At 46.8% G+C, this 21518-nt stretch carries 23 protein-coding genes and 1 tRNA gene; 16 read left to right on the top strand and 8 right to left on the bottom strand.

The genetic code is table 11. The features are described 5' to 3' along the window. The first annotated feature begins 349 nt into the window (after nt 1-349). The 9 genes from PVA46_RS00535 to rfbB are packed head-to-tail and all read left to right on the top strand — an operon-like array spanning nt 350 to nt 7735. Nucleotides 350-907, top strand: coding sequence for a flagellar basal body-associated FliL family protein (locus tag PVA46_RS00535; protein ID WP_167694817.1), 558 nt, complete (start codon nt 350-352; stop codon nt 905-907). A 42-nt stretch (nt 908-949) separates the two neighbouring features. Then, complete coding sequence (gene fliM, locus PVA46_RS00530; RefSeq protein WP_167694815.1) at nt 950-1996, top strand: flagellar motor switch protein FliM; 1047 nt, start codon at nt 950-952, stop codon at nt 1994-1996. Between the two features lie 2 nt (nt 1997-1998). Continuing rightward, on the top strand, nt 1999-3057 hold the full coding sequence (gene fliN, locus PVA46_RS00525) for a flagellar motor switch protein FliN (protein WP_167694813.1): 1059 nt from the start codon (nt 1999-2001) through the stop codon (nt 3055-3057). A 5-nt stretch (nt 3058-3062) separates the two neighbouring features. Next, nucleotides 3063-3704 carry a FliO/MopB family protein gene (locus tag PVA46_RS00520; RefSeq protein ID WP_274360296.1) on the top strand — a complete coding sequence of 214 codons (642 nt, stop codon included), beginning with the start codon at nt 3063-3065 and terminating at the stop codon, nt 3702-3704. Continuing rightward, entirely contained in the window at nt 3697-4497 is an 801-nt protein-coding gene (gene fliP, locus PVA46_RS00515; RefSeq protein ID WP_167694810.1) for a flagellar type III secretion system pore protein FliP, read from the top strand. Before PVA46_RS00520 ends, fliP begins: the two co-directional genes overlap by 8 nt. A 14-nt stretch (nt 4498-4511) precedes the next feature. Beyond that, on the top strand, nt 4512-4781 hold the full coding sequence (gene fliQ, locus PVA46_RS00510) for a flagellar biosynthesis protein FliQ (RefSeq protein WP_212603831.1): 270 nt from the start codon (nt 4512-4514) through the stop codon (nt 4779-4781). Nucleotides 4782-4799: 18 nt separating this feature from the next. After that, the gene (gene fliR / locus PVA46_RS00505) at nt 4800-5573 is read left to right on the top strand and encodes a flagellar biosynthetic protein FliR (protein ID WP_274360295.1); all 774 of its coding nucleotides are present in this window, start codon (nt 4800-4802) and stop codon (nt 5571-5573) included. Further along, nucleotides 5534-6736: a flagellar biosynthesis protein FlhB gene (flhB, locus tag PVA46_RS00500; protein ID WP_274360294.1), complete on the top strand. Its 1203-nt coding sequence runs from the start codon at nt 5534-5536 to the stop codon at nt 6734-6736. The genes fliR and flhB overlap by 40 nt, the downstream gene beginning before the upstream one ends. Nucleotides 6737-6739: 3 nt before the next feature. Further along, the gene (gene rfbB / locus PVA46_RS00495; protein WP_212603830.1) at nt 6740-7735 is read left to right on the top strand and encodes a dTDP-glucose 4,6-dehydratase; all 996 of its coding nucleotides are present in this window, start codon (nt 6740-6742) and stop codon (nt 7733-7735) included. Here rfbB and glgA read toward each other — a convergent pair. From glgA to rpoZ, 5 genes are all read right to left on the bottom strand, one after another. Next, entirely contained in the window at nt 7732-9213 is a 1482-nt protein-coding gene (gene glgA / locus PVA46_RS00490; protein WP_167694805.1) for a glycogen synthase GlgA, read from the bottom strand. The genes rfbB and glgA overlap by 4 nt on opposite strands. A 75-nt stretch (nt 9214-9288) precedes the next feature. Beyond that, entirely contained in the window at nt 9289-11205 is a 1917-nt protein-coding gene (flgK, locus tag PVA46_RS00485) for a flagellar hook-associated protein FlgK (RefSeq protein WP_167694803.1), read from the bottom strand. 79 nt (nt 11206-11284) lie between these two features. Continuing rightward, a complete protein-coding gene (locus tag PVA46_RS00480) occupies nt 11285-11791 on the bottom strand; it encodes a hypothetical protein (RefSeq protein WP_167694802.1) in 507 nt (168 codons plus the stop codon). Between the two features lie 89 nt (nt 11792-11880). Beyond that, a complete protein-coding gene (miaA, locus tag PVA46_RS00475; RefSeq protein WP_167694800.1) occupies nt 11881-12810 on the bottom strand; it encodes a tRNA (adenosine(37)-N6)-dimethylallyltransferase MiaA in 930 nt (309 codons plus the stop codon). After that, on the bottom strand, nt 12785-12994 hold the full coding sequence (gene rpoZ, locus PVA46_RS00470) for a DNA-directed RNA polymerase subunit omega (protein WP_167694798.1): 210 nt from the start codon (nt 12992-12994) through the stop codon (nt 12785-12787). The genes miaA and rpoZ overlap by 26 nt, the downstream gene beginning before the upstream one ends. 366 nt (nt 12995-13360) lie before the next feature. Here rpoZ and abc-f point away from each other — a divergent pair, with 366 nt between their 5' ends. Beyond that, nucleotides 13361-14833: a ribosomal protection-like ABC-F family protein gene (gene abc-f / locus PVA46_RS00465; protein WP_167694797.1), complete on the top strand. Its 1473-nt coding sequence runs from the start codon at nt 13361-13363 to the stop codon at nt 14831-14833. A 2-nt stretch (nt 14834-14835) separates the two neighbouring features. Here abc-f and PVA46_RS00460 read toward each other — a convergent pair whose 3' ends face one another. Beyond that, nucleotides 14836-15882, bottom strand: coding sequence for a MupG family TIM beta-alpha barrel fold protein (locus tag PVA46_RS00460; protein ID WP_167694795.1), 1047 nt, complete (start codon nt 15880-15882; stop codon nt 14836-14838). A gap of 115 nt (nt 15883-15997) precedes the next feature. On the opposite strand from PVA46_RS00460, the gene PVA46_RS00455 reads away from it, so the two are divergent. Then, the gene (locus PVA46_RS00455; RefSeq protein WP_167694793.1) at nt 15998-17476 is read left to right on the top strand and encodes a PTS transporter subunit EIIC; all 1479 of its coding nucleotides are present in this window, start codon (nt 15998-16000) and stop codon (nt 17474-17476) included. Between the two features lie 39 nt (nt 17477-17515). Here the strand turns inward: PVA46_RS00455 and PVA46_RS00450 are convergent, their stop codons facing one another. Together PVA46_RS00450 and PVA46_RS00445 are read right to left on the bottom strand one after the other, a co-directional pair. Next, on the bottom strand, nt 17516-18280 hold the full coding sequence (locus PVA46_RS00450) for a M24 family metallopeptidase (protein ID WP_167694792.1): 765 nt from the start codon (nt 18278-18280) through the stop codon (nt 17516-17518). Nucleotides 18281-18360: 80 nt separating this feature from the next. Next, nucleotides 18361-18741 carry a hypothetical protein gene (locus PVA46_RS00445; RefSeq protein WP_167694790.1) on the bottom strand — a complete coding sequence of 127 codons (381 nt, stop codon included), beginning with the start codon at nt 18739-18741 and terminating at the stop codon, nt 18361-18363. A 435-nt stretch (nt 18742-19176) separates the two neighbouring features. Between PVA46_RS00445 and PVA46_RS00440 the strand changes: the two genes are divergently transcribed. From PVA46_RS00440 to PVA46_RS00420, 5 genes are all read left to right on the top strand, one after another. Then, on the top strand, nt 19177-19554 hold the full coding sequence (locus PVA46_RS00440) for a hypothetical protein (protein ID WP_167694789.1): 378 nt from the start codon (nt 19177-19179) through the stop codon (nt 19552-19554). A gap of 144 nt (nt 19555-19698) precedes the next feature. Continuing rightward, nucleotides 19699-19781: transfer RNA gene (locus PVA46_RS00435), tRNA-Leu, on the top strand. A 215-nt stretch (nt 19782-19996) separates the two neighbouring features. After that, entirely contained in the window at nt 19997-20371 is a 375-nt protein-coding gene (gene rpsL / locus PVA46_RS00430) for a 30S ribosomal protein S12 (RefSeq protein WP_167694787.1), read from the top strand. A 49-nt stretch (nt 20372-20420) separates the two neighbouring features. Beyond that, nucleotides 20421-20897, top strand: coding sequence for a 30S ribosomal protein S7 (gene rpsG / locus PVA46_RS00425; RefSeq protein ID WP_167694785.1), 477 nt, complete (start codon nt 20421-20423; stop codon nt 20895-20897). 136 nt (nt 20898-21033) lie between these two features. Further along, nucleotides 21034-21504, top strand: coding sequence for a hypothetical protein (locus PVA46_RS00420; protein ID WP_167694783.1), 471 nt, complete (start codon nt 21034-21036; stop codon nt 21502-21504). Nucleotides 21505-21518 lie beyond the last annotated feature (14 nt).

The raw sequence follows: 21518 nt of genomic DNA, 5'->3' as shown, positions 1-21518 counted from the left end.
CCCTTAACAACAGTTTATCTGGATCTCTTCCATTAGGGGTGGGTAAATAGACTATCCCCTTCTCCCCCGATTTTAATAATACGCTTTTTTGGGGTGGTTATGCAAGGCTTTTTGAAAAAAAATCACAAAAAATTAGCGATATTTCTTATGTTCATGGAGAATAAAAAATAGCTTTACCATAAATAAACCGCTCCTATTACGTGGTTTTATCCTTTTACCAGAAAAATTTTGGCGATTTTATTTTTTTTGGTCAAAGATGCTCATGAAGCTTATCGACCTAGCCGATATTTACAAAGAGAAGCTTTTTTTAGTAGAATAGAAGTTAGTTAATTGATACAGGAGGCGTTAAATGTCCGATACAAATCTCATGAACGATATGGACGATGTTGCAGAAGCAGGTGGTAAAAAGAAAAAAGGGCGCTTAAGCCTTGGCGGTTCGATGGCAGGCGGTATTATCAAAATCCTTGCCTTTATTGCCGGTATTATCGGCGCGATTCTCTTTATTGTTGTCGTAAGTGTTATCACCTACAACGTAATGGATAAAGGCGCGCAAACCCAAGCACTCCAAGACGCTAGTGAGATCTACCATCCCCCCGGTAATCACGAATATGCTGATGTTATCAAAGTGCGTGGCCGCACTTCCGATCGCGTAGGACGTACCTTCATGATTGACGTTCGCCTTGGCTATCGCCCTGGAGATGAGAAGACCATCGCCGAACTCGCTCGTCGCACCCCACAGCTACAAGACCTATTACGCCAGTTCTTCAGCTCTCAAAAAGTAGAAAACCTCACCCCAGAGCGCGAAGATGCTCTCAAAGCTGAACTACGTAATCAAGTCAATAACATCTTAAGTCAAGGGCAGGTTACCGATGTCATCTTTACCGAGAAGATCATCGACTTTAGCTAAATTCAATTAATCGCTAAAAACCAAGAATAGGAAAACGAGCAAATGACTGAAGTTCTTTCGCAAGATGAAATAGACCAATTACTCACCACTTTTTCTGCAGGTAGCAGTTCTGGTATGGATGAGAATGTCCGCACCCCCCTCGAGGCAAAGCGCAATCGGAGCATAAAAATATACGACTTCAAGCGCCCCGATAAATTTAGCAAGGAGCAAATTCGCACTGTCTCCATCATGCACGAAACTTTCTCGCGCTTAGCTAGCACCAGCCTATCGGCACAGCTACGCGCCCTTGTCAGTGTGCACGTCGCCTCTGTCGACCAGCTCACCTACGAGGAGTTCTTGCGATCCATCCCAAACCCTACCGCCCTCTCGGTCATCAACATGGATCCCCTTAAAGGTTCTGCTATCCTAGAGATTGACCCCTCCATCACCTTCTCCATCATCGATCGCCTCTTTGGTGGTACGGGTGAGAGCAGTAAGATCAACCGCGAACTCACCGAAATTGAAGTAGCAGTTCTTGGTGGTATCGTTACACGCCTGCTAAGTAATATGAAAGAGGCTTGGAGTCAGGTCATCGAGCTACGCGCGCGCCTTGGACAAATTGAGACCAATCCGCAATTTGCACAAATCGTGCCACCTAGCGAGATGGTTATTTTAGTAACGATGGAGACCAAAATCGAAGAGATTGAGGGCATGATGAACTTCTGTATCCCCTATCTCACCATCGAACCTATTATTAGTAAGCTCTCGGCACAATATTGGTATGCATCGGTAAGGCGTGGCTTTACTACCGAAAATTTAACCACTCTTAAAGAGAAGCTCTCACGTATTAATGTGGATATTGTCGCCGAAATTGGACGTGTCGATATCCCTATGCGCGACATCATGGCGCTCAAGCTCGGCGATCTCCTACGTTTACCTCATGTTAAGTCCAGTAGCCCGCTTATTCTTAAAATTGGCGATCGATCCAAATTCGAGTGCCGTCCAGGAGTCGTTGGTCGACGTGTCTCTGTGCAAATTACACATAAATTAGAAGAAATTCATAGCGAAGAGTTCGACGAGCTCATCGCATCAGATCGGGAGGATGATTAGATATGATGGGAGACGGATCTCTATCTCAAGACGAAATCAATGCCCTACTCATGGGCGCTGCAGAAAACCACAAACAAGAAGAGCTCTTTTCAACAGAGACCTTAAACACCATAAAAGAGCTCTTCAGTCCCTTGGTGGATAATATCGAAGTTACGCTCAAAACCATGGCGGATAAAAATATTTCCGTAACGCTTGCCGACGTAAAAAGTAGCAATAAAGCCGACTTTCTCGAACGTTTTAATGAGAAGATCATCGATGCTGTTGCCTCTTTCTCTGGCGTGCTAGAGTGTAATCATCACTACCTCTTTGATGCCAATGAAGCAACCAAACTTACCGAGGAGCTTACCGGTCAAAAAGAGCATGTTGACTCTGAGGTTATCTCCACTTCTGCGCTCGCAGAGTTTCTCACGGCACTCTCCGACCAAACGACACAAGCCATCAGTGAAAAGCTAGGGCAAACGCTCGAAGCAACGCCAGTTAATGTTCAATTTATGGACGCAGGCTTAGCGCGCCTACCTTCTGATGACTTTATCTTCGTCTCCTACACCCTCAATATCGAGAGCGAGGCTATCAGCCTCTACACCATCATCGATCCACAACTCATCGACAAACTCTCGCAACCCAAAGCCTCTGCGCTACCCAAAGAAGAAGCCTACCTTGCCAATAGTCATCAACAAACCGGAGCTTCTCTCTCTGGTCAATCACAAGCCAATGTTGTTGGCTATTCAACACTCAATCAACCAACACCAGTTGTACAGGGGGTCAGTTTGCCTAACTTAGTAAGTGGAAGTGCTCCACAAGAGACCAAAAACATCGGTCTACTCATGGACGTAATGATGGAGGTTACCGTCGAACTTGGACGTACCCGTCAGCCTATTAAAGATATCTTAAGCATTGGAGAGGGAACTATCATCGAGCTGGATAAACTTGCCGGTGAGCCTGTTGACATCTTGGTAAACCACAACCGTATCGCTAAGGGAGAGGTTGTAGTTATCGACGAAAACTTTGGTGTGCGTATTACAGAAATCCTCTCGGGTGCAGACAAATTAACCGATCGATAGCCATGATGAACGTTTTTTCGCTCTTCTTGCGTAAATTCTTGATGCTAGCGATGCTCTTGATGGTTACCTTGCCTCTCTGTGCGCAATCAGAAGCTTCTCCACCAGAAGCTTCTGAGGTTTCCAATGAGCAAACGCTCCTGCTTGAGCCACTAACCGGCTCGCAAGGGGAGGTGCGTCCTCTTGCACAAAGTGGCTTTATGGCGTTAGTGCAAGCGATTTTAGCGCTGATTTTTGTCCTTGGCTTGGTCTATCTTACCATTTTCTTCTTGCGTAAACTTACGGGAAAAGAGGCACAAGTTAGCTCGCACATCCAAATCTTAGAGACACGTTCCATAAAGGCTGGTAATGCAATCAGCATCATTGAGATTGCCGATCGTCTCTTTATCGTGGGAGTCGGGGAGAACATCACCCCCATTGGGGAGATCACCGATCAAGAACAGCGCGATCTTATTAGGCTTGCACAAGCAAAAAAAGAGGCGCCGGTTCAAGAGCGTTTTTTCCAGATGCTCAAAGGCAAAATCCAAAAAAACGATGCCAATACTCCAGAGGAAATTACCTCATCACCGACGAGAAACAAAGATTTTTTGAAGGATTACACCTCGCGTTTGCACAACCCCTCTCATCAGGAGAAGAATAATCATGAATAAATTCATTCACCTCTTCCTCTTTCTTATCTTTTTCACGCCCCTTGTTTCAGCGCAAAACTTTGATATCCCCCTCTCCGATGATGGCGTTCCGGGTGGGCAAATCCCTATTCCAAATATCGGTTTCAGTGTTACACAACCCCAATCGGGCAGTGAGATGGCCTTTAGTGTCCAGATCATGCTCCTCTTGGCGGTCTTGAGCCTTGCACCATCTTTTATCATCCTCATGACCAGCTTTTTACGTATCTCCATTGTGCTCGACTTTGTTAAACGCGCGCTTAGCCTCCAGCAATCGCCACCCACGCAGGTCATTAACGGGTTAGCGCTCTTTATGACCATCCTCATTATGTGGCCTACCTTTAGTGAGGTCTACAACCAAGCCATCGCCCCTGCAGGGCGAGGAGAGATGACCGCTAGTCAAATGTACGTGCAAGCCGAGGCTCCCTTGCGTCGCTTTATGTTTGAACAAGTGCGCAAAAACCCCACCAATATCCAACTCTTTATGCGTTTACGAGGGCTTCCTGCACCCACCTCGCTGGCAGATATTCCTACCTATATTCTTATCCCCGCCTTTATCCTCCACGAGCTTACCGAGGCATTTAAAATGGGTATCTATATCTATATTCCCTTTATTATTATCGATATGGTCGTCGCATCCGCATTAATGGCGATGGGTATGATTATGTTACCGCCGGTGATGATTTCGATGCCCTTTAAACTGATTCTCTTTGTGATGGTTGATGGCTGGAGTTTACTAGCCGAACAGTTGATTCGAAGCTTTTTTCCAGGTGGCTAGGGAGGTATAATTAAATGATATCAGAAGTTACCATTGTTGCGCTCTTTCGCGAAGCGGTGATGCAAGTGCTGATGTTGGCAGCACCTGTCTTAATTATTGGCGCGGTGGTGGGTCTCATCCTCTCCATCTTTCAGGCGACTACGAGCATTCAAGATCAAACGCTAACCTTTGTTCCCAAAATTATCGCTATCTTCTTAACGCTTGCGCTCTTCTTCCCATGGATGATGCAGACGCTACGTGAGTATACCATCTCCCTCTTTTCGATGATCTCAACGCTCTCTTAACCATGAGGTTACACTAAAGTGCTCTCCGAAAGTACGCTTCCCCTGCTCTTTTTGATCTTCGCAAGAGTCTTTGCGATGATACAAATCGCCCCCGTCATCTCCTCGCAAGGGATTCCTTATGCGGTGAGAGCGGGCTTGGCCTTCTTTACTGCGACATTGGTTTTACCGATTCTACAAAGCCGTGGCTATCCCGTACCCACGGGGTACATCGACTTCTTTCTCCTCCTTACTGCCGAGGTGATTATTGGCTTGATTATTGGGTTTTATCTGGTGATGATCTTTATGCTCTTTGAATTGATTGCCCAAATGTTCTCCATACAGATGGGTTTTGCCGCCGCCGAGATGTTCGATCCCCTCACCAATAGCGAGTCGGCACTAGTGGGACAATTTCTCAATTTGGGCGCATTCTTTATCTTTTTGCAGACCTTCGGACTCCAGAAACTCTTCCTTATTGGGGTAGAGGGAAGCTTTTTACACCTTAATGCATCCACCTTTCTCTTTTCCCCAGAATCGCTTAGCCAAACGATGATTCAAGCCATGGCGATGACCTTTGGGCAAGCCCTCTTGATGGCACTGCCCATTATTGGCGCACTCTTTATGCTTAGTGTAACGATGGGTTTGATGGCGAAGGCCGCCCCACAGATGAACCTCCTGATGGTGGGTTTTCCTATCCAGATCTCTTTGGGACTCTTTATGCTCATCATCACGATTCCAGCACTATTCAACCTCTTTTCCTCGATTCTTGATCGCACGTGGGAGGTCATTGGATCGATTATTTTGGGGATGCGTTGATGATTGAACAAGATAAGCAATATACATCTTTACATCGTCCTGCCGACACCTTGACATGGTTTTCGCTCCAGCACTTTGCCAAAGCCGAAGACGAGGGACGCACCGAAGATCCCACGGATCGTAAAAAGCGCAAATCACGCGAAGAAGGTAAAGTTGCCAAGAGTGCCGACCTTACCCAAGCACTTACACTCTTTGTCGCTCTATTGACATTAGCCTTCTTTGGTAAATACATGGTAAGATTGCTTGCCGAGATGATGCACTTCTACTTCTCCCAGCTCACCGATCACCCTAGCCGTATCGAACAACCTAATCTTAGCGGCAATTTGGGATCGGCGTTTTACAGCTACTACTTTCGTAGCGTTGGCCCTATCTTTGCCACGACTTTTATCGTTGCGTTTGTCTCCATGGCGCTACAAGTAGGCTTTGTCTATGCACCAAAAGCCATTAAGCCCGACTTCAAAAAAATTGCACCCAACTTCGCAAAATACATAAGTAAAACATTCCTCTCCATCGAAGCTATTTATAATCTTTTTAAATCAATTTTTAAGGTTATCATCATCGGGTTTGTCGGCTACTTGACGATCTCTAGTTCGATTAACAAGCTCTCGGTGGCGGCCTATAGTTCAATTTCGCAGATAAGTACTTTTTTGATCTCCCGTATCTTTATTATGATGCTGATTGTCAGCATCTTTATGCTGGCGCTGGCAATTATCGACTTTATGTTTCAACGCCATCAATTTAAAGAGACCATCAAGATGACGAAGCAAGAGATCAAAGACGAGATGAAAGAAGATATGGGTAACCCGCACGTCAAGTCATTGATGCGTCAACGCATGATGGAGCTTTTGCGCAGTAGCATGATCCAAAACGTGCCCAAAGCCGACGTCATTATCACCAACCCGACACACTTTTCGGTCGCGCTGGAGTATACTTGGGGCGCGCCTGCTCCTCGTGTTACCGCTAAAGGCGAGGATCTTATGGCTCTAAAAATTCGAGAAATTGCGCAAGCTAATGATGTGCCTTTAGTCGAAAATCGCCCGCTGGCGCGCGCACTCTATGCGACCGTGGAGATTGGTGATGAGGTACCCGAAGAATTCCTCAAAATTGTTGCCGATATCCTCGCCTCGCTTCCCAAGATTCAAGCCAAAATGCGAGGCAATTAAGCGGTGCGCGCTATCCGACATCTCCTGATTACTGGTGGTTGTGGCTTTATTGGGGTCAACCTCATTCGTTACTTACTCTCCCCCAAAAGTGGATTTACTGGCGTTATCATTAATATCGATAAACTGACCTACGCCTCTCAACCGCACGCGCTTGTGGAGATGCCGACCGATCGCTATCACTTTATCCAAGGCGACATTAGTGATCTTCGCTTAGTTGAACAAATTCTTCAAGAGTATTCTATCGATACGATTTGCCATCTGGCCGCCGAGAGTCATGTCGATCGCAGCATCAATGCACCGTCGGCTTTTATGCAGAGCAATGTGATGGGAACATTCACGATTCTTGAGGCAATTCGACAGAACAACCCCCACATTTACCTCCACCATGTCAGCACTGACGAGGTCTTTGGCTCACTGCATGAAGATGAGCCGGCCTTCACCGAGCAATCGCCCTACCACCCCAATAATCCCTACAGCGCTAGCAAGGCCAGTAGCGATCATCTGGTTTGGGCGTATCGTCACACTTATGGCTTGCCTATCACCATGAGCCATGCGACAAATAATTATGGTGCGTATCAGCATCAGGAGAAATTTATTCCGCGCATGCTGGCAGGATTACTTCAACGTAAATCCCTTCCGCTCTATGGCGATGGTAGCCACCTGCGTGATTGGCTCCATGTGGAAGATCACGTACGGGCGATTTGGTGCATTCTCCAGATGGGGAAAATTGGGGAAAGCTACAATATCGGAGCAAATAATCCTTATTCTAATAAAGACTTGCTTCACTTATTGTGTCAGATAGTAGCCAATCAACAAACCGTTCCTGTTGAGGATCTCTACGCTCTCATCACACCCGTAGCCGATCGCTTGGGACATGATTATCGCTATGCCATCGATGCAAAAAAAATAGAAGTTGATCTAGGCTGGCGCGCCCAAATCAACTTTCAACAAGGCATAACCAATTACGTGCGCTGGTTTATCGAGACCTATCCCCATTAATTGCCTCGGCGATAACTGATTGCTTGATCGTAGGCGCGATCGTAGAGTTCGGCGCTCTTTTTCCACGAAAAATCCTGTGCCATCGCGCGCTTACGCATCTGTTGGATATGCTCAGGGCGCTGATAATAGGTCTCTACCGCATAGTTAACCGCCCACCAAAAACCATCCACATTATAATCATTAAAGAGCCAGCCTGTCCCCGCACCGTCCTCCACGCGATATGCCTCTACGGTATCGGCCAGGCCACCAGTTCTACGCACTATGGGTAGTGTTCCATAACGCAAACTATACATCTGATTGAGGCCACAAGGTTCGTAACGAGAGGGCATCAAAAAGAAGTCTGCACCGGCCTCTACCAAATGAGAGAGTGGTTCATCAAAAGTGATATGCACCGAAATTTGTTCCGGATAGCGCTGGGCAAAGGCGCGAAGCCCATCCTCCAAGCCCGCCTCCCCCGTACCAATGATCACCACTTGCACCTTAGGATGATAATGCATCAGTCGTTGCAGTACGCCCCAATCGCCAAGGAGTAACTCGGCACCTTTCTGGGAAACCAAACGCGAAACCATCGCCAAAATCGGATGCTCCTTCTCTTGCGGTAAACCCATGCGCTCTTGCAGACGCTGCTTGAGGATCGCTTTATTAGATAAATCCTCTGCGGAATAGTGGTGTGGTGCTAAAAAGCGATCAGTTTGGGGATTCCATACCTCCTCGTCGATACCATTCAAAATGCCCCAAATCTGTTCGTGTCGCTGACGTAACAACCAATCTTGCCCCTCGCCGTATGCATCAGACTGAATCTCTTGCGCATAAGTTGGGCTCACCGTGGTGATTAAGTTACTGGCGGTAATGCCCGCCTTCATCAAATTGATGCTATCTAGCGCCTCTAACCCTTGCATCAAAAAGTCGTGCCAGCCAATTTGCGCATAAAAGAGATCCGCTTTAGGAAACCATCCCTGATAGCCAAGATTATGGATCGTGAAGACCGAAGCTGTAGGGGCAAAATCACCCTCGCGCTCCCACGTATTTAGGTAGACAGGCACAAGTGCAGTGGGCCAATCGTGGGCGTGCATCACATCGGGAAACCACTGAAGTGCCTTACAGAGCTGAAATGCGCCACGACTAAGTAACGAAAATCGTGCAAAATTATCATCAAAACTGGAAGAAGGTGTCGCCCCGTAAATACCACTACGCCCAAAGTACCCCTCATGATCGAGAAAATAGACCGGTACGGATGAACGAGGTAAATGCCCCTCATAAATTGCGCACCACTCCTGCGACCAGCCCAACGGCACACCTAATGGTGCAGGATGGCGTTGCAAATCATCGCGCGAAATGTGGTAATATCGTGGAATAACCACCCGTACATCATGCCCCAACTTCGCCAAAGCAATCGCCAAAGAGCTCACCATATCGCCCAAGCCCCCGCTCTTAGCAAACGGCACTAACTCACTGCTAACAAAGAGTATCTTCTTCATCCCATTCCCCTTTTTTCATAAAAAAGACCCCCAGTTAAGGAGGTCGTTGACACATGCTTTACAAAAGAGACCTCGCTAAACTTTCAAACGATTGATGATGGTATCAAGCATTTGATCCACCACATTAACAAAGCGTGCACTCGCGGTAAAGCCATGTTGAAAACGTACTAAGTCGGCGAACTCTTCGTTAATATTGACACCGCTAATCGATTGGCGAATATCATCCAAATTTTTATTGATTGTGGAGAAAGCCGCGTGCGTCTCTTGCGCTTCAAAGCCTTTGGCACCAATCAAAGCAACCGAGTCCGCAAAGAAGTCATCAAAGCTCGTAAGCCGATCGATCATCACCTTTTCGTGGCGTAAATCAGCAATCGCGAGCGCCGAAGCGTTATTACCGATAGCCACCTCGCCACTACCGGCAAGCGGTTTGGCTGCTGCAACATTGTTAGCATCCGAGGCGATTTGCGCATTAACCGCAATCCATGCCGATGGACGTTGCAATGGTGTGGTTTGAAAACTAACGCCTTGCGTAACACGTAACTGCTCCTCGGCGGCATTAGGGTTTTGATAATCATACGCACCATCGGCGCCACTAGCATTTAATAGACCGGCATAACCCACCAAGAATTGCCCCGAATCCTCCACGTGGCGGATAACAAAGTCAGGCGTATTATCGCCATAGGATAAAGATCCTTTAAGCGATAAATTCCCATTCACATCCAAACGCGCCACCACATCAGCACCCGAGTAATTAATGCGATTGATGATATCCCCTACCGTGTCATTGGGGTTGTACGCGATGGTTACTAAGTCGCCATTGCCTGCCGAGAGAGTAATCTCCCCTGCAAGCCCCACCTGTTGCGTTGCCTTAAGCTGGTTTGCTCCAGAGATGCGGAAGAGATAGGTGCTGTCAAGCTGACCATCACCCGTAGTATCGATACTACCTGTTGCATTTTCGATATAATTATTCTGACGGAAAAAGTCAAGTCCACTATTCCCATTCATGCCCGCACCCTGCGCGTGTACATCATTAACTAAATCGATAAAATGCACCGTCATGGCATCGAGCTTACGTAGTTCGTCTTTCACATCGACATCGCGTAATTCGATAAGTGCGCCTAACTTACCCCCTGCTACACGATACGTATCGTGGTAGGAGTCGCGGTTATGAGGCGGATTAATATCGCCCCAGCGCACCATCGCTAAACCATCATTATTAGGATCAGCTTCGGCGGAGAGCGGGTTAACAAGCTCGCCCTGCACTAAGATACGCCCACCAATATGCACGCGAAACTCATCAGCATCTTGATGATCAACACTAACTGGTACAAGCACCGCTAGCTCACGGATCATCTGATCGCGTTTATCTAAGAGATCGTTAGGCTCATCACCAATCGCCTGTACGCGCGCAATCTGCACGTTGAGCTTGGCAATCGCTTCAGTCTTTTGATTAATCTCAGTTACGGTAAATTTAATATCATCATTGAGCAAAAGACGTTGCTCTTGAAGCATAGCATGGCGATGATTGATCGATTCGCTTAGTGCCTTACCATTTTGCACCACCTGCACCCGCGCGGCCAAACTCTCGGGATTCTCGGCGACATCTTGCCAGCTATTCCAGAAGTGATCCATAAAGGTACGCACGCTAACATCGTTAGGCTCGTTGTAGATCTTCTCTAACTTGTCCACATAAAAATCGCGTGTACGCCAGTAACCAAGGTCGTCGCTGGCAGAGATAACCTGATTTTCGTGGAGCACATCAAAGACGCGCTCGATGCGCGTGGTGGTAGGCCCTTGCCCCAATTGTCCGGGCACGTGTACACGAGCAAGCCCCGGATCATAGAGAGGATCGATGGTGCCAATGCGCACGCGCTGACGAGAGTAGCCCTCGGTATTAAGATTGGTGATGTTATGACCGGTAGTTTGCAGGGCGGTTTGGTGCGCAAACATACCGCGTTTGCCCATCTCTAAGCCCATGAATGTTGAATGCATTGACTCTATCCTCTTCTCTTTTTAAAGATCTTATCTTAAGTATCGATCCATTTTGTGATTAGCTTAATGATATTTTGCGTTATTTGATGCTGTCAAACAAGAATGAATCGGGATCTTGTAGGGCGCGTTTGCCGGTACGTTTGTAGGGGGCGGCGTTATTTTGCTGGGTAACTTGCGACTTGTTGATGACCTCATCGACGAGTTGCATGCGCACACGGCTATAGGCCTCTAGGCTCTTGAGGCGGCACTTCATTTTGTAGACCTCGGCGCGTAATTGCAGATAGCTACTCTTCATGCGTTCGCGCATATCTTCGGGGAAGAAAGCGACAAGCTCAAAGAAGCTACGATCGTTGGGCAAGGTGTAGGCAAGATAGAGGGATTGACAGAGCTCATCGCGCTTCTCTTCTACACTGGAGACATCTTGGGCAAGACGGGTCGACTCCTTGAGGATATTTTGTAATACCGGCCACTTCTTGCCCTGCACGGCCATACGCAACGCATCGTATCCAGCGTTAAACTCTTTGATCAAGCTAAGCTCTCGATCGATGGTCGCTTTTAGGGCGATAATTGTATCAATTGTTTGCATGCGATTTCTTTAACTCCTACCTTTTTCTATCGTCATCTAACACGGGGTTTCTTTATCAAGCGCGCGAAGTTTTGTGTATTTTCCCCAATTTATCTACTGAATAAAAAGGATTGAACGCACTGCTTGAGGCTTGTTATATCGTCAGCAGGCAAGCGATAATTAATAGGCAAGGAGCGTAAAAATGTCAATTGTCGTTTGGCATAATTTCGGCTCTCTTTTTTGATGCGTTCCTTAATTTCTGCCAAAGATAGTCCTTCCATAAAAAATTGTCGATAGCCAATTGCCTTGCTTGCCGGCATGGATGCATTAAGCCCCTTACGCTTGAGGTCTTCCACCTCTGCGACTAACCCCGCCTGCCACATTGCCTCCACCCGATCGTTGATGCGTGCATAAAGCTCCTCGCGCGGACGCACCAGTTCGATTAAACAAAAATCATACCTATCGCGCAATACGTCCTTCTCCAAGAGGAAGCTAGAGAGCGGTTTGCCACTGTCATAATAAACCTCTAGCGCACGGCTCACCCGATAGCTATCTTGCCACGCCAGACGCTCGGCACTTATTGGATCAATCGATGTAAGATGCGCATAGAGCGCCTCTTGCCCGATATCGCGCGCCATCTGCTCCACATAAGCACGACTAGCCTCACTAGCAGGAGGCGTGGTGGGTAGACCATAAAGAAAATGTCGCAAGTAATAGAGCGTCCCGCCACTTAATAGAGCAACCTTATCCTCACGCGCCAGATCGGCTATGATCGCATCACTTTTTTGCACAAAATCTGCCACATTCATCTGCTCGTCAAGATTGAGTAAATCGAGCATAAAATGAGGCAATATCGCGCGCTCTTCTAGGCTAGGCTTTGCCACGCCAATCGATAAATCACGATACATCGCTGAAGCGTCGGCATAAATCACCGCATCTACCAACTGCGACAACGCCAAAACCGCTGTACTCTTACCCACAGCGGTCGCCCCCAACAAGAGGATAACAGGTCGTTTAGATCGACTCGTTATGGTAATCAACTCTCTTCAACAATACTTCTTTTAGCGCTGCCGAGACATATTTTCCCTCACACTCTTCCACCGTCGGACTACCCGTTACCGTTAATTGCGCAGCGCGCTTGATGGCGGCGTTGGTCATCTCATAGACATTTCCAGTGTGATTCACAATCTCTTTTAATGGAATATTCAATTTTTTAGAAGCCATATCTCTCCCTTCTTCCACCTGATATGCCTTTACTATACCAAATATGCCATAACATTACAAGTCTATTCCTGCGATATCTTTACTTTCTTCGTCTTGGGTTTGGGGATAGGTAACTCTTCGCGTAAGATAAGTGCTGGTCTCTGACCATCCATAATCATCCTCTTATCACCTTGACAAAACCACATTCCCCCATTATAATATGATAACATAGAACGCCAAGAAAGATAAGGACGGACAGCGACCACCCATGCGAATAATCCAGTGATGCACCCATAACCCAGTAGCTCTCTAGCCCAGAGAGAATTAAGCCCCAAAACAGTCGTTGATTGCATGGGGTCGTGGATATCCCATCATGGAGAAATTTCTATGGCGCTCCTCTTAGAAGCCACCAACCTAAGTCATACCTTCACCGATCAAGAACTCTTTAGTTGTAAGCAATTGCAAATCTTTTCTGGCGATAAAATTGGGCTCATCGGAGCCAACGGATCGGGGAAATCGACACTACTCCACATCCTCTTTGGCACCTTCCCACCCGATCGCGGAACCGTTCGTCGTCTCTGCGACATCAACTACTTTACCCAATTCGACCCCCTCCCCACGCCCCCCGATGACGAACAACTGCGTCGCTATCACGTCATCAACAAAATCGATCAACCCAGCGTAAGTGGCGGCGAAGCCACCAAGATCAAGATTGCCCAGACCATCCAAGCCCACACCCCGCTCATCTTTGCCGACGAAATTACCACCCACCTCGATACCCCCAGCAAAAATCTTCTCCTTACCGATCTGCAGCGTTGCGAAACACTCCTGATTGTCAGCCACGACCGCCATCTGCTCGATCAAATTTGCAACAAAATCATCGCCATAGAAGATGGCATCATTCGCTCCTATCAGGGCAACTACAGCGACTATCTCGCCATCAAAGAACAAGAAAATGGCGAAGCAGAATTTGCCTATCAACAATACACCAAAGAGAAAAAGCGTCTGCAAGCCAGCGTAACCCGCGCCAAACAACGCGCCAACGCTATTAAATCTGCGCCCTCACGCATGGGTAATAGCGAAGCGCGATTACACAAAGGCGAGGTAAAGAGTCGCCAAAAGGTTGCCCATCGCCACGCCACCGTCTTAGAGCATCGCTTAAAATCGCTAGAGGTTAAACATAGCGTACCCCAAAAGCGTCTCTCCTTCGACTTTACCCTTACCCATCCGCTTGCCAACAAGTGGCTTATGCAAGCGGAGAATCTCACCTTTGCCTATCCCGATCAAGCTCCGCTCTACCAAGATGCACACTTTATCATCCCCAATGGCTCAAAAACCGCTCTCTATGGCGAAAATGGATGCGGTAAAAGTACGCTCATCAATCAGATCATTCACCAAGCATCGGGAATCCACCTCGTACCACAGGTGAAACTGGGCATCTTTAAGCAAGACCTCTCTAATATCATACCCGATAAAACCTTGTTCGATAACGCGATGCTCCATAGCGTGCGACCGCCAGCCATCGTCAGAGCGATGCTCGCGGGCATGGGCTTCTCCTCGGTAGATTATCACAAACGTGCTTCGCAACTCTCTGGGGGAGAGCGCGTAAAGTTGAGCCTCTGTAGCATCTTTGCCTCGCAGGCCAACCTCCTCCTCTTAGACGAGCCGACGAACTTCCTCGATATCCTCGCCGTCGAGACCCTACAACAAATGCTTAGTCATTATCCGGGCACGGTGATACTTGTCTCCCACGACCAAGCCCTCGTACAACGCATCGCCACCCGACTCATCATCTTTGATGAGGGAAACCTACGCACCCACGAAGGCGATCTAGCTAGCTATCTTATCACAAAAACCTAGCATCACATACGCACAAAAGAGAACGGCTCTCCCCCACGCATGCCATCAATCAAGATCGCGCTGGGAGAGGCATCGGCGATCACATTGACGCGCTCATCGGCAGGGCGAGAAAATGCCACAATCTGTAACTCCCCGTGATAGCGCGGATACGCCTGATTATCCACCGCAACTGTATAGGGTGCTCGGGTTTGTGGAGATCGTGCCTCAATGGGCAGAAGATGCTTCATCAACAAGCGAGACTCCTGCGATCGTACCACGCATTCACCCATATCCGTGCGATTCGTGTGCTCGGCTTGCAGTAATGCCACCTCACTTGGCTGGAGATCTGCTTGAGGTGTTACAAAGAGCGTCAATCGTCGGGGCGACAACAAACTACACTGTTCTAATTCCGCTACACTTGCCATCGCATCGCCAATAATCACATGTTCGGTGCCCAACTGCCACAAATGTTGCATGGCTACCGCTGGCAAGAGATTTCGATGTTGCTCTAGCGTGGGTAAGCCCGCATACAAAGGCGCACGTGGACGATAATGCGAAGCAACAAAGGCCATCGTAGAGAAGCCCATCTCGTGAAAAAAGTGATTTCTTTGCGCTAATAATTCTGCGCTAATGCCTGTATCCTCACGCGGATAGTAGTTATGACAGACCTCGACATGAGCCACATTTAGCCCTAAACGCACCAAATTTTGCCAATTTTCTTGGCTAATTACGCTGGCATTAAGCGATATTTTACAGGATAACTGATGCGAAAGCGCCACGATCTCCTCATCGCTAAAACCAAAATCTAAACGTAACGCATGCAGTGGCATCGTTGCCCAATCATATCGATCAAAATACTCTTTACTGGTATCGATCACCAACTTTAGCCCCAGCTTCTGGCAATGCGCGATCATCAAATCAACCTCACGCGCCAAACGCCTCTCATCGGCTTCGGGGATATGCAACGAACTAAAGACCAACCCAAACCCTAAGGCTTTCGCCGAATCTAAATAGCGCGCATACTCCGCCCACGCAATATCCAACCCAGGAAAAAGACTCACTCCTAACATGTCGACATTATAATAGATTTACATACCCGCTGTCAAGCTTTACTTATTTAGCATAATATGATAAGATGAATATTGACGAGAATAAATTTTCTCATCTATAATAGGAGTATGTCGTATGACCCATGAAGAACTTAGTAAGACCCTCTTACCCCTGCTCGGCGGTAAGGAGAACATCATCGCTGTAGCTAACTGTATGACACGTTTACGATTAACCCTTGTTGATCTGCGTAAAGTAGATAGCAGGGTGCTCAAACAAACCGAAGGCGTATTAGGTATCGTAGAAGATCTCAATTTCCAAATCATTATCGGTCCTGGCAAAGCGCAAAAAGTACGCGAAGCCTTCGAAATCGTCCTCAAAGAGCAGGGGTGGATCGCCCATCAAACCGCCACTACCGAACCAGACAACGATTGGCAAGCCAACAAAAACGCCCTCAAAGCTGGACAAAAACCCTCCAAAATGCGTAACTTCCTCAAGGTTATTGGTAATATCTTCTTTCCCCTTATTCCTGCCATCATCGCCGGCGGACTCTTTCGGGGCATCGCTAGTCTCACCAACCAGCTACTCATTGCAGAGGTTATGAAAAATGGCGGCACTCCGCTCCAGAGCATCGTCATTACGGTTCAGTTATTGAATCTTCTTGGCAACGCCTTTTGGAGTTACTTTGCTATCTTTACCGGAGTAAATGCCGCGAAACAATTTGGTGCTACCGAGGTTTTAGGCGGAATGATCGGTGCCATGAGTATTGATCCGCTGGTCAATACCATCGCGAACTCTTTTAACGGAGTTTTTGGAGATCTCGTGATCTACAACGCGCAAACGCCCTTACAATCCCTCTTAATCAGCGGAAAAGGCGGAGTCATTGGGGTGATTTTTGGCGTTTACCTTCTCTCCATCATCGAGAAACGACTACGAAAAATTATCCCCGATGTCCTCGATCTTGTTCTCACTGGCTTCTTGGCAATCCTCATCACAGGAATCCTCATGCTCTTTGCCGTCATGCCACTTGCCGGTCTCTTCTCCGACATCCTCATTAAAGGGCTCTCCTACCTCATCAACTCACCCTATACCATTGTCAATGTTATCTCTGGCTACGTGCTGGCTGCCCTCTTCTTGCCGATGGTTTTACTCGGGCTCCACCATGGGCTCATCCCGATCTACGATATTCAGTTACAACAGTTAGGCTATGTAACGCTCTTTCCCGTACTCGCGATGGCAGGGGCTGGACAAGTGGGAGCAACCATCGCAATTTACCTAAAAGCACGTCAAGTGCGTAATTTTCGTATGCAAAAGATTATCACAGGAGCGTTGCCTGCAGGATTTTTAGGGGTGGGCGAACCGCTTATCTATGGCGTAACCTTGCCCTTGGGGAAATCCTTTATCACCGCGGGATTAGGTGCAGGCTTTGGTGGCGCATGGATCATGCTTACTCAAGTGGGAACTACGGCATGGGGTCCCTCAGGCTTAGTGGGTCTACCCCTAACCAAAGACCCATCCTCCTTCGTCAACTACTTCATTGGCTTACTTATCGCCTACCTCATGGGCTTTATTATTACAATGATTGCCCTCAAGAAAGAGGATGTTGCTAACGTATAATCAACCTCTCAGCGAGTGCTAGCACGGTATAGCGCTCGCTTATTGTCCAATCACTACACTCTGATGCTCGCCCACATAAACCATCGCCTCGGCATAGAAAAAAGGAATCTCTGCAGGCAGGGTTACCACGCCATCGTTATGAATGGTGAGGGTGGTGGGCTTGAGCGCAATAAGCGGTTCGATGGTAATAATGCTGCCGGCTTTTAAGCGAGAAAAGGGCGATCCAGCATTGTAACAAAAGGCAATTGTCGGCTCCTCGTGCAACGCGTACCCCACCCCATGCCCACAAGCGCCCTCCACAATCGAGACGCCCGCTTGCATGGCGGCCAACTGCGCGGCTTGCACAATATTCAAGAGACGTTCCCCTGCTTTGGCGGCTTTGGCGGCAGCTTCTTGCACCGCGAGTGCGCCCTTCTTGAGCAGAAGGATTTCACGCCGATACGGCGGAAGGTGATAAATTCTAGCCAAGTCAGCATGATATCCCTGATAGAGAATCCAGATATCCAAAGTAAAGGCTTCGCCAGCTTGCAACGGTTCTTCCTGAAATATACGATGATCAGGGTGCACCTGTCCGAAACGACAAAAGGAGATCTGACTTGGGGCTAACGTTACACCTAATTGTAATGCATACGCTTGCGCCTGTGCTTTAAAATACGATGGAGTCATACCCACCACGATCAATGGCTCGAGGTAATCGAAAAGTTGCATCAATAACTGCGCCGACTGGCTAATGCCCACCACCCGCTGACGCAAACTCTCCTCATAAAGCTCACCCGTTGCAATGAGCCCAACTTTTAAACTCACAAAGATACTCCCCCGCTTCTCCTCATGCTCTTGCCTAGAACATCGGTATGAGCCAAGGAAAAATCAATGTTGCGACGCATTTATATCGGTAAAACATTACCATCTAGCCAAACGCCCAGCACACTGTTAATAATAGCTAAAAAGAGCATGACAAACATATAGAGCGTCTCGCCAAGAATGTGGTGAAGGCGAATTTTGCGATAACGACTGACCACAACACGTAAGATGATCATAAAGAGCGTGGCGACAAACGAAAAAGTTGCTGTATAACGCGTAATATCCAAAAGACGATACTGGGTGCTAGGCGTAAAGCGTTGATACATCCCGATAAGAAAGAAAAAGACAGCAAGCATACTGGTACGCATCATAATATTCACGATGCGCCGTAAGATAAGGCGATTGGCGTAGAGATAGCGCAACACTCTGCCTTGATAAGGATACTTCTCTTTGGCTTTTGGCATAATTATTCTATCGGTCATAGCGAGGAAAATCGGAAGGGAAATAACAAAAAAAGATGATTTTATCCCATATTTTAATATTAATATAAATTATAATACAGACACACATCTTTTATAAATATTTATAAAAAAATATTTAATTACTAAATTATAATTCATTTTATATTGACAAAAGAGTAAATTCATTTTATAATTATAAAATCTCAAAAGATACTTGGCAAATCATCATTTAATAAATCATCGGCACTAAGTGAGGAAAAAGAGACGAAAATTACCAAAAGACAAAAAATATTGATATTTTTTAATATTTATATAAATTATAATTCATATCAGTGTCTATATGCATAAATATCAATATTTAATAAATATTTGCATTATAATTTATTTTTTATTGACAAAATAAGAAAGTCATTCTATAATAGAAGAAAGGAGAGGTTGATGACCAGTAAAGAGAAGGCTACCTGTAAACGCATTATCCAACGCGCCATTCGAGATATTAAGGATCATCATGCGACGGCAATTCCTGGGGTCAATATTCCTTTAGATGTGCAGAGCGCCACACAGATGGTTTGCGAGCTTGCCGAGGTATTTCAAATGGAGCATTTGCATCGCGCTGGTGCCCAACGACTCTTGCTTTCTACCCTCTGGCAAGTATCGCGCAAGCATCCCCAAAAATATACCAAGAAAGAAATTACCCGTCTACCCATTTTAGAAGGATTTCTCTTTTGGGATGGGGAAGACCCCGCCCACACCCTGCTGCGTGAAAGTGGCTGGGCAATCGCTAAGGGCTTTGCGCTCAAACAAAAAGACAAATAGAGAAACATTTTCCGTCCTTTGCCCCACTTAGTCGCTTGAGTGGGGCTTTTTTTATATAAATTTATCGAAAATAACGCCAAAAGATATTGACTTAGTTTGCGTAATTAGCTATAATGAAGACCGATTGAATATCGAAGACTCCATGCGATGGTGATGAAATGGTAGACATGCTAGCTTGAGGTGCTAGTGGCCGCTCGGCCGTGGGGGTTCAAGTCCCCCCCGTCGCATTCCTAGTTACCCGTTAGCTTGCGTTGTAAAACGAAGGTAACCGTTAGATTTAACCCATCTAATGCCTAGCTAAGTGCCCGTTGCCAAGTCAAGTGGGACATCTAATAAAATCGATCGCGCTAAAGCTGGTCTCATTATATTGATGCACATCTCCTCTCTTGGTAGCACGCCATTATACGTTGTTATAATGATATTTTTTTAGGAGAGGTATGCAATGCCTACAATTAATCAGCTCGTTCGTCAAGGACGAAAGAGCAAAACCACAAAAACAAAGTCTCCTGCTTTGCAAAATTGTCCCCAAAAACGTGGCGTATGTGTGCGTGTTATCGTGCAAACCCCACGTAAACCAAACTCCGCTCAACGTAAGGTTGCGCGTGTGCGTCTATCTAACAAGATGGAAGTTTGGGCGTATATCCCCGGTATTGGCCACAACCTTCAAGAGCACAATGTCGTGCTTATTCGTGGTGGATTAGTAAAAGACCTTCCTGGTGTGCGTTATCACATTGTACGTGGAGCCAAAGACTCCCTTGGTGTTGATGGTCGCCGACAAGGTCGCAGTAAGTACGGCGCGAAGAAGCCAAAAACCTAACAACGCGTCAACCTACCTATCTCACCATTTAAAGGAGTTATGCTGAAAAATGCCAAGAAAAAAATATACCAAAATCGATCGTCCCGTAGAACCAGATCCAGTTTACAATAGTCAGGTGGTAACACGCTTTATCTCTCGCATGATGCTTAGCGGTAAGAAGAATGTCTGTCGCTCTATCATGTATGAAGCAATGGAAAAAGTTGCCGAAAAGGGTCAAAAAGAGGCTATTGAGATCTTTAATAAAGCGCTCGAAAATGTCAAACCCCTCGTTGAAGTTAAATCTCGCCGTGTCGGTGGTGCGACCTTCCAAGTACCCATCGAAGTAAAAGAGTCGCGCCGAGAAGCCCTCGCTATGCGCTGGATCATCGCCGCCTCTCGCAAGCGCAATGGTCGTAGCATGGCAGAAAAGCTCGCCAACGAACTCCTTGATGCCGCCAACAACACGGGTGCATCTTTCAAAAAGAAAGAGGATATGCACAAAATGGCCGAGGCCAACCGCGCCTTTGCTCACTACAAGTGGTGGTAGCCTAATAATTTTGATTCTCTCTTTTATTTTACAGAAGAGAGAATCATCTCTTTTTTTATGCAAAAGTCATTGACATAATTTCTTCCTTATAGTATGATATTAAGCATAATATTTTACAATTTTGAATGAGGGTTTCATGAAAAAATTATTTTTTGCTCTAATCTCCATCGCAGCACTTAGCTTAGTTAGCTGTGGCGGTAACAAAGACAATGCTGGTGCTGATAATAGCAACCAGTCTTCCACCAGCGCATCTAAGCCAGCCGCACCTAAGCTAGCCTATGTCTACTCCTACGCAGATGTTACTATTGGTACAATGGGATCTCTTCCGGTTACGCCACTTATCAATGGTCGCGACATGATGGAAGTAGCGCAAGATCCAAAGCTTGCTCAAGATTTGAAATTTGCAGAGATAATGCAAAATTCTACAGTTGAGTTTACTGTAGAAGATCCATCTATTATTAACTTTATGTCTGGTGGTGGCGTAGGTCCTACTAGCGCTGTAGGTGCTATTAGTGGGCAGAAAGCGGGTACTACAACCGTTAGCTATGTTGTTACTTACAAAGATACTACCTACGAGGGTACGTTTAACGTAACGGTTACTGAGTAATTGTTTTAATATAG

Source organism: Entomospira culicis, from assembly GCF_028748145.1.
GTDB classification, from domain to species: Bacteria; Spirochaetota; Spirochaetia; order WRBN01; family WRBN01; genus Entomospira; species Entomospira culicis.
The sequence above is the reverse complement of the archived record's forward strand: the minus strand, read 5'-3'. Positions and strand labels throughout refer to the sequence as shown.

What these genes read in the sequence shown, in the direction of transcription:
- rpoZ (WP_167694798.1), bottom strand. Translation starts at nt 12,994, where the DNA reads ATGGCTTCTAAAAAATTGAATATTCCATTAAAAGAGATTGTGAATCAC.
- rpsG (WP_167694785.1), top strand. Translation starts at nt 20,421, where the DNA reads ATGCCAAGAAAAAAATATACCAAAATCGATCGTCCCGTAGAACCAGAT.
- fliQ (WP_212603831.1), top strand. Translation starts at nt 4,512, where the DNA reads ATGATATCAGAAGTTACCATTGTTGCGCTCTTTCGCGAAGCGGTGATG.
- abc-f (WP_167694797.1), top strand. Translation starts at nt 13,361, where the DNA reads ATGGCGCTCCTCTTAGAAGCCACCAACCTAAGTCATACCTTCACCGAT.
- fliN (WP_167694813.1), top strand. Translation starts at nt 1,999, where the DNA reads ATGATGGGAGACGGATCTCTATCTCAAGACGAAATCAATGCCCTACTC.
- fliM (WP_167694815.1), top strand. Translation starts at nt 950, where the DNA reads ATGACTGAAGTTCTTTCGCAAGATGAAATAGACCAATTACTCACCACT.
- PVA46_RS00445 (WP_167694790.1), bottom strand. Translation starts at nt 18,741, where the DNA reads ATGCCAAAAGCCAAAGAGAAGTATCCTTATCAAGGCAGAGTGTTGCGC.
- PVA46_RS00480 (WP_167694802.1), bottom strand. Translation starts at nt 11,791, where the DNA reads ATGCAAACAATTGATACAATTATCGCCCTAAAAGCGACCATCGATCGA.
- fliP (WP_167694810.1), top strand. Translation starts at nt 3,697, where the DNA reads ATGAATAAATTCATTCACCTCTTCCTCTTTCTTATCTTTTTCACGCCC.
- rpsL (WP_167694787.1), top strand. Translation starts at nt 19,997, where the DNA reads ATGCCTACAATTAATCAGCTCGTTCGTCAAGGACGAAAGAGCAAAACC.
- PVA46_RS00455 (WP_167694793.1), top strand. Translation starts at nt 15,998, where the DNA reads ATGACCCATGAAGAACTTAGTAAGACCCTCTTACCCCTGCTCGGCGGT.
- glgA (WP_167694805.1), bottom strand. Translation starts at nt 9,213, where the DNA reads ATGAAGAAGATACTCTTTGTTAGCAGTGAGTTAGTGCCGTTTGCTAAG.
- PVA46_RS00440 (WP_167694789.1), top strand. Translation starts at nt 19,177, where the DNA reads ATGACCAGTAAAGAGAAGGCTACCTGTAAACGCATTATCCAACGCGCC.
- PVA46_RS00460 (WP_167694795.1), bottom strand. Translation starts at nt 15,882, where the DNA reads ATGTTAGGAGTGAGTCTTTTTCCTGGGTTGGATATTGCGTGGGCGGAG.
- PVA46_RS00520 (WP_274360296.1), top strand. Translation starts at nt 3,063, where the DNA reads ATGAACGTTTTTTCGCTCTTCTTGCGTAAATTCTTGATGCTAGCGATG.
- PVA46_RS00535 (WP_167694817.1), top strand. Translation starts at nt 350, where the DNA reads ATGTCCGATACAAATCTCATGAACGATATGGACGATGTTGCAGAAGCA.
- flgK (WP_167694803.1), bottom strand. Translation starts at nt 11,205, where the DNA reads ATGCATTCAACATTCATGGGCTTAGAGATGGGCAAACGCGGTATGTTT.
- PVA46_RS00420 (WP_167694783.1), top strand. Translation starts at nt 21,034, where the DNA reads ATGAAAAAATTATTTTTTGCTCTAATCTCCATCGCAGCACTTAGCTTA.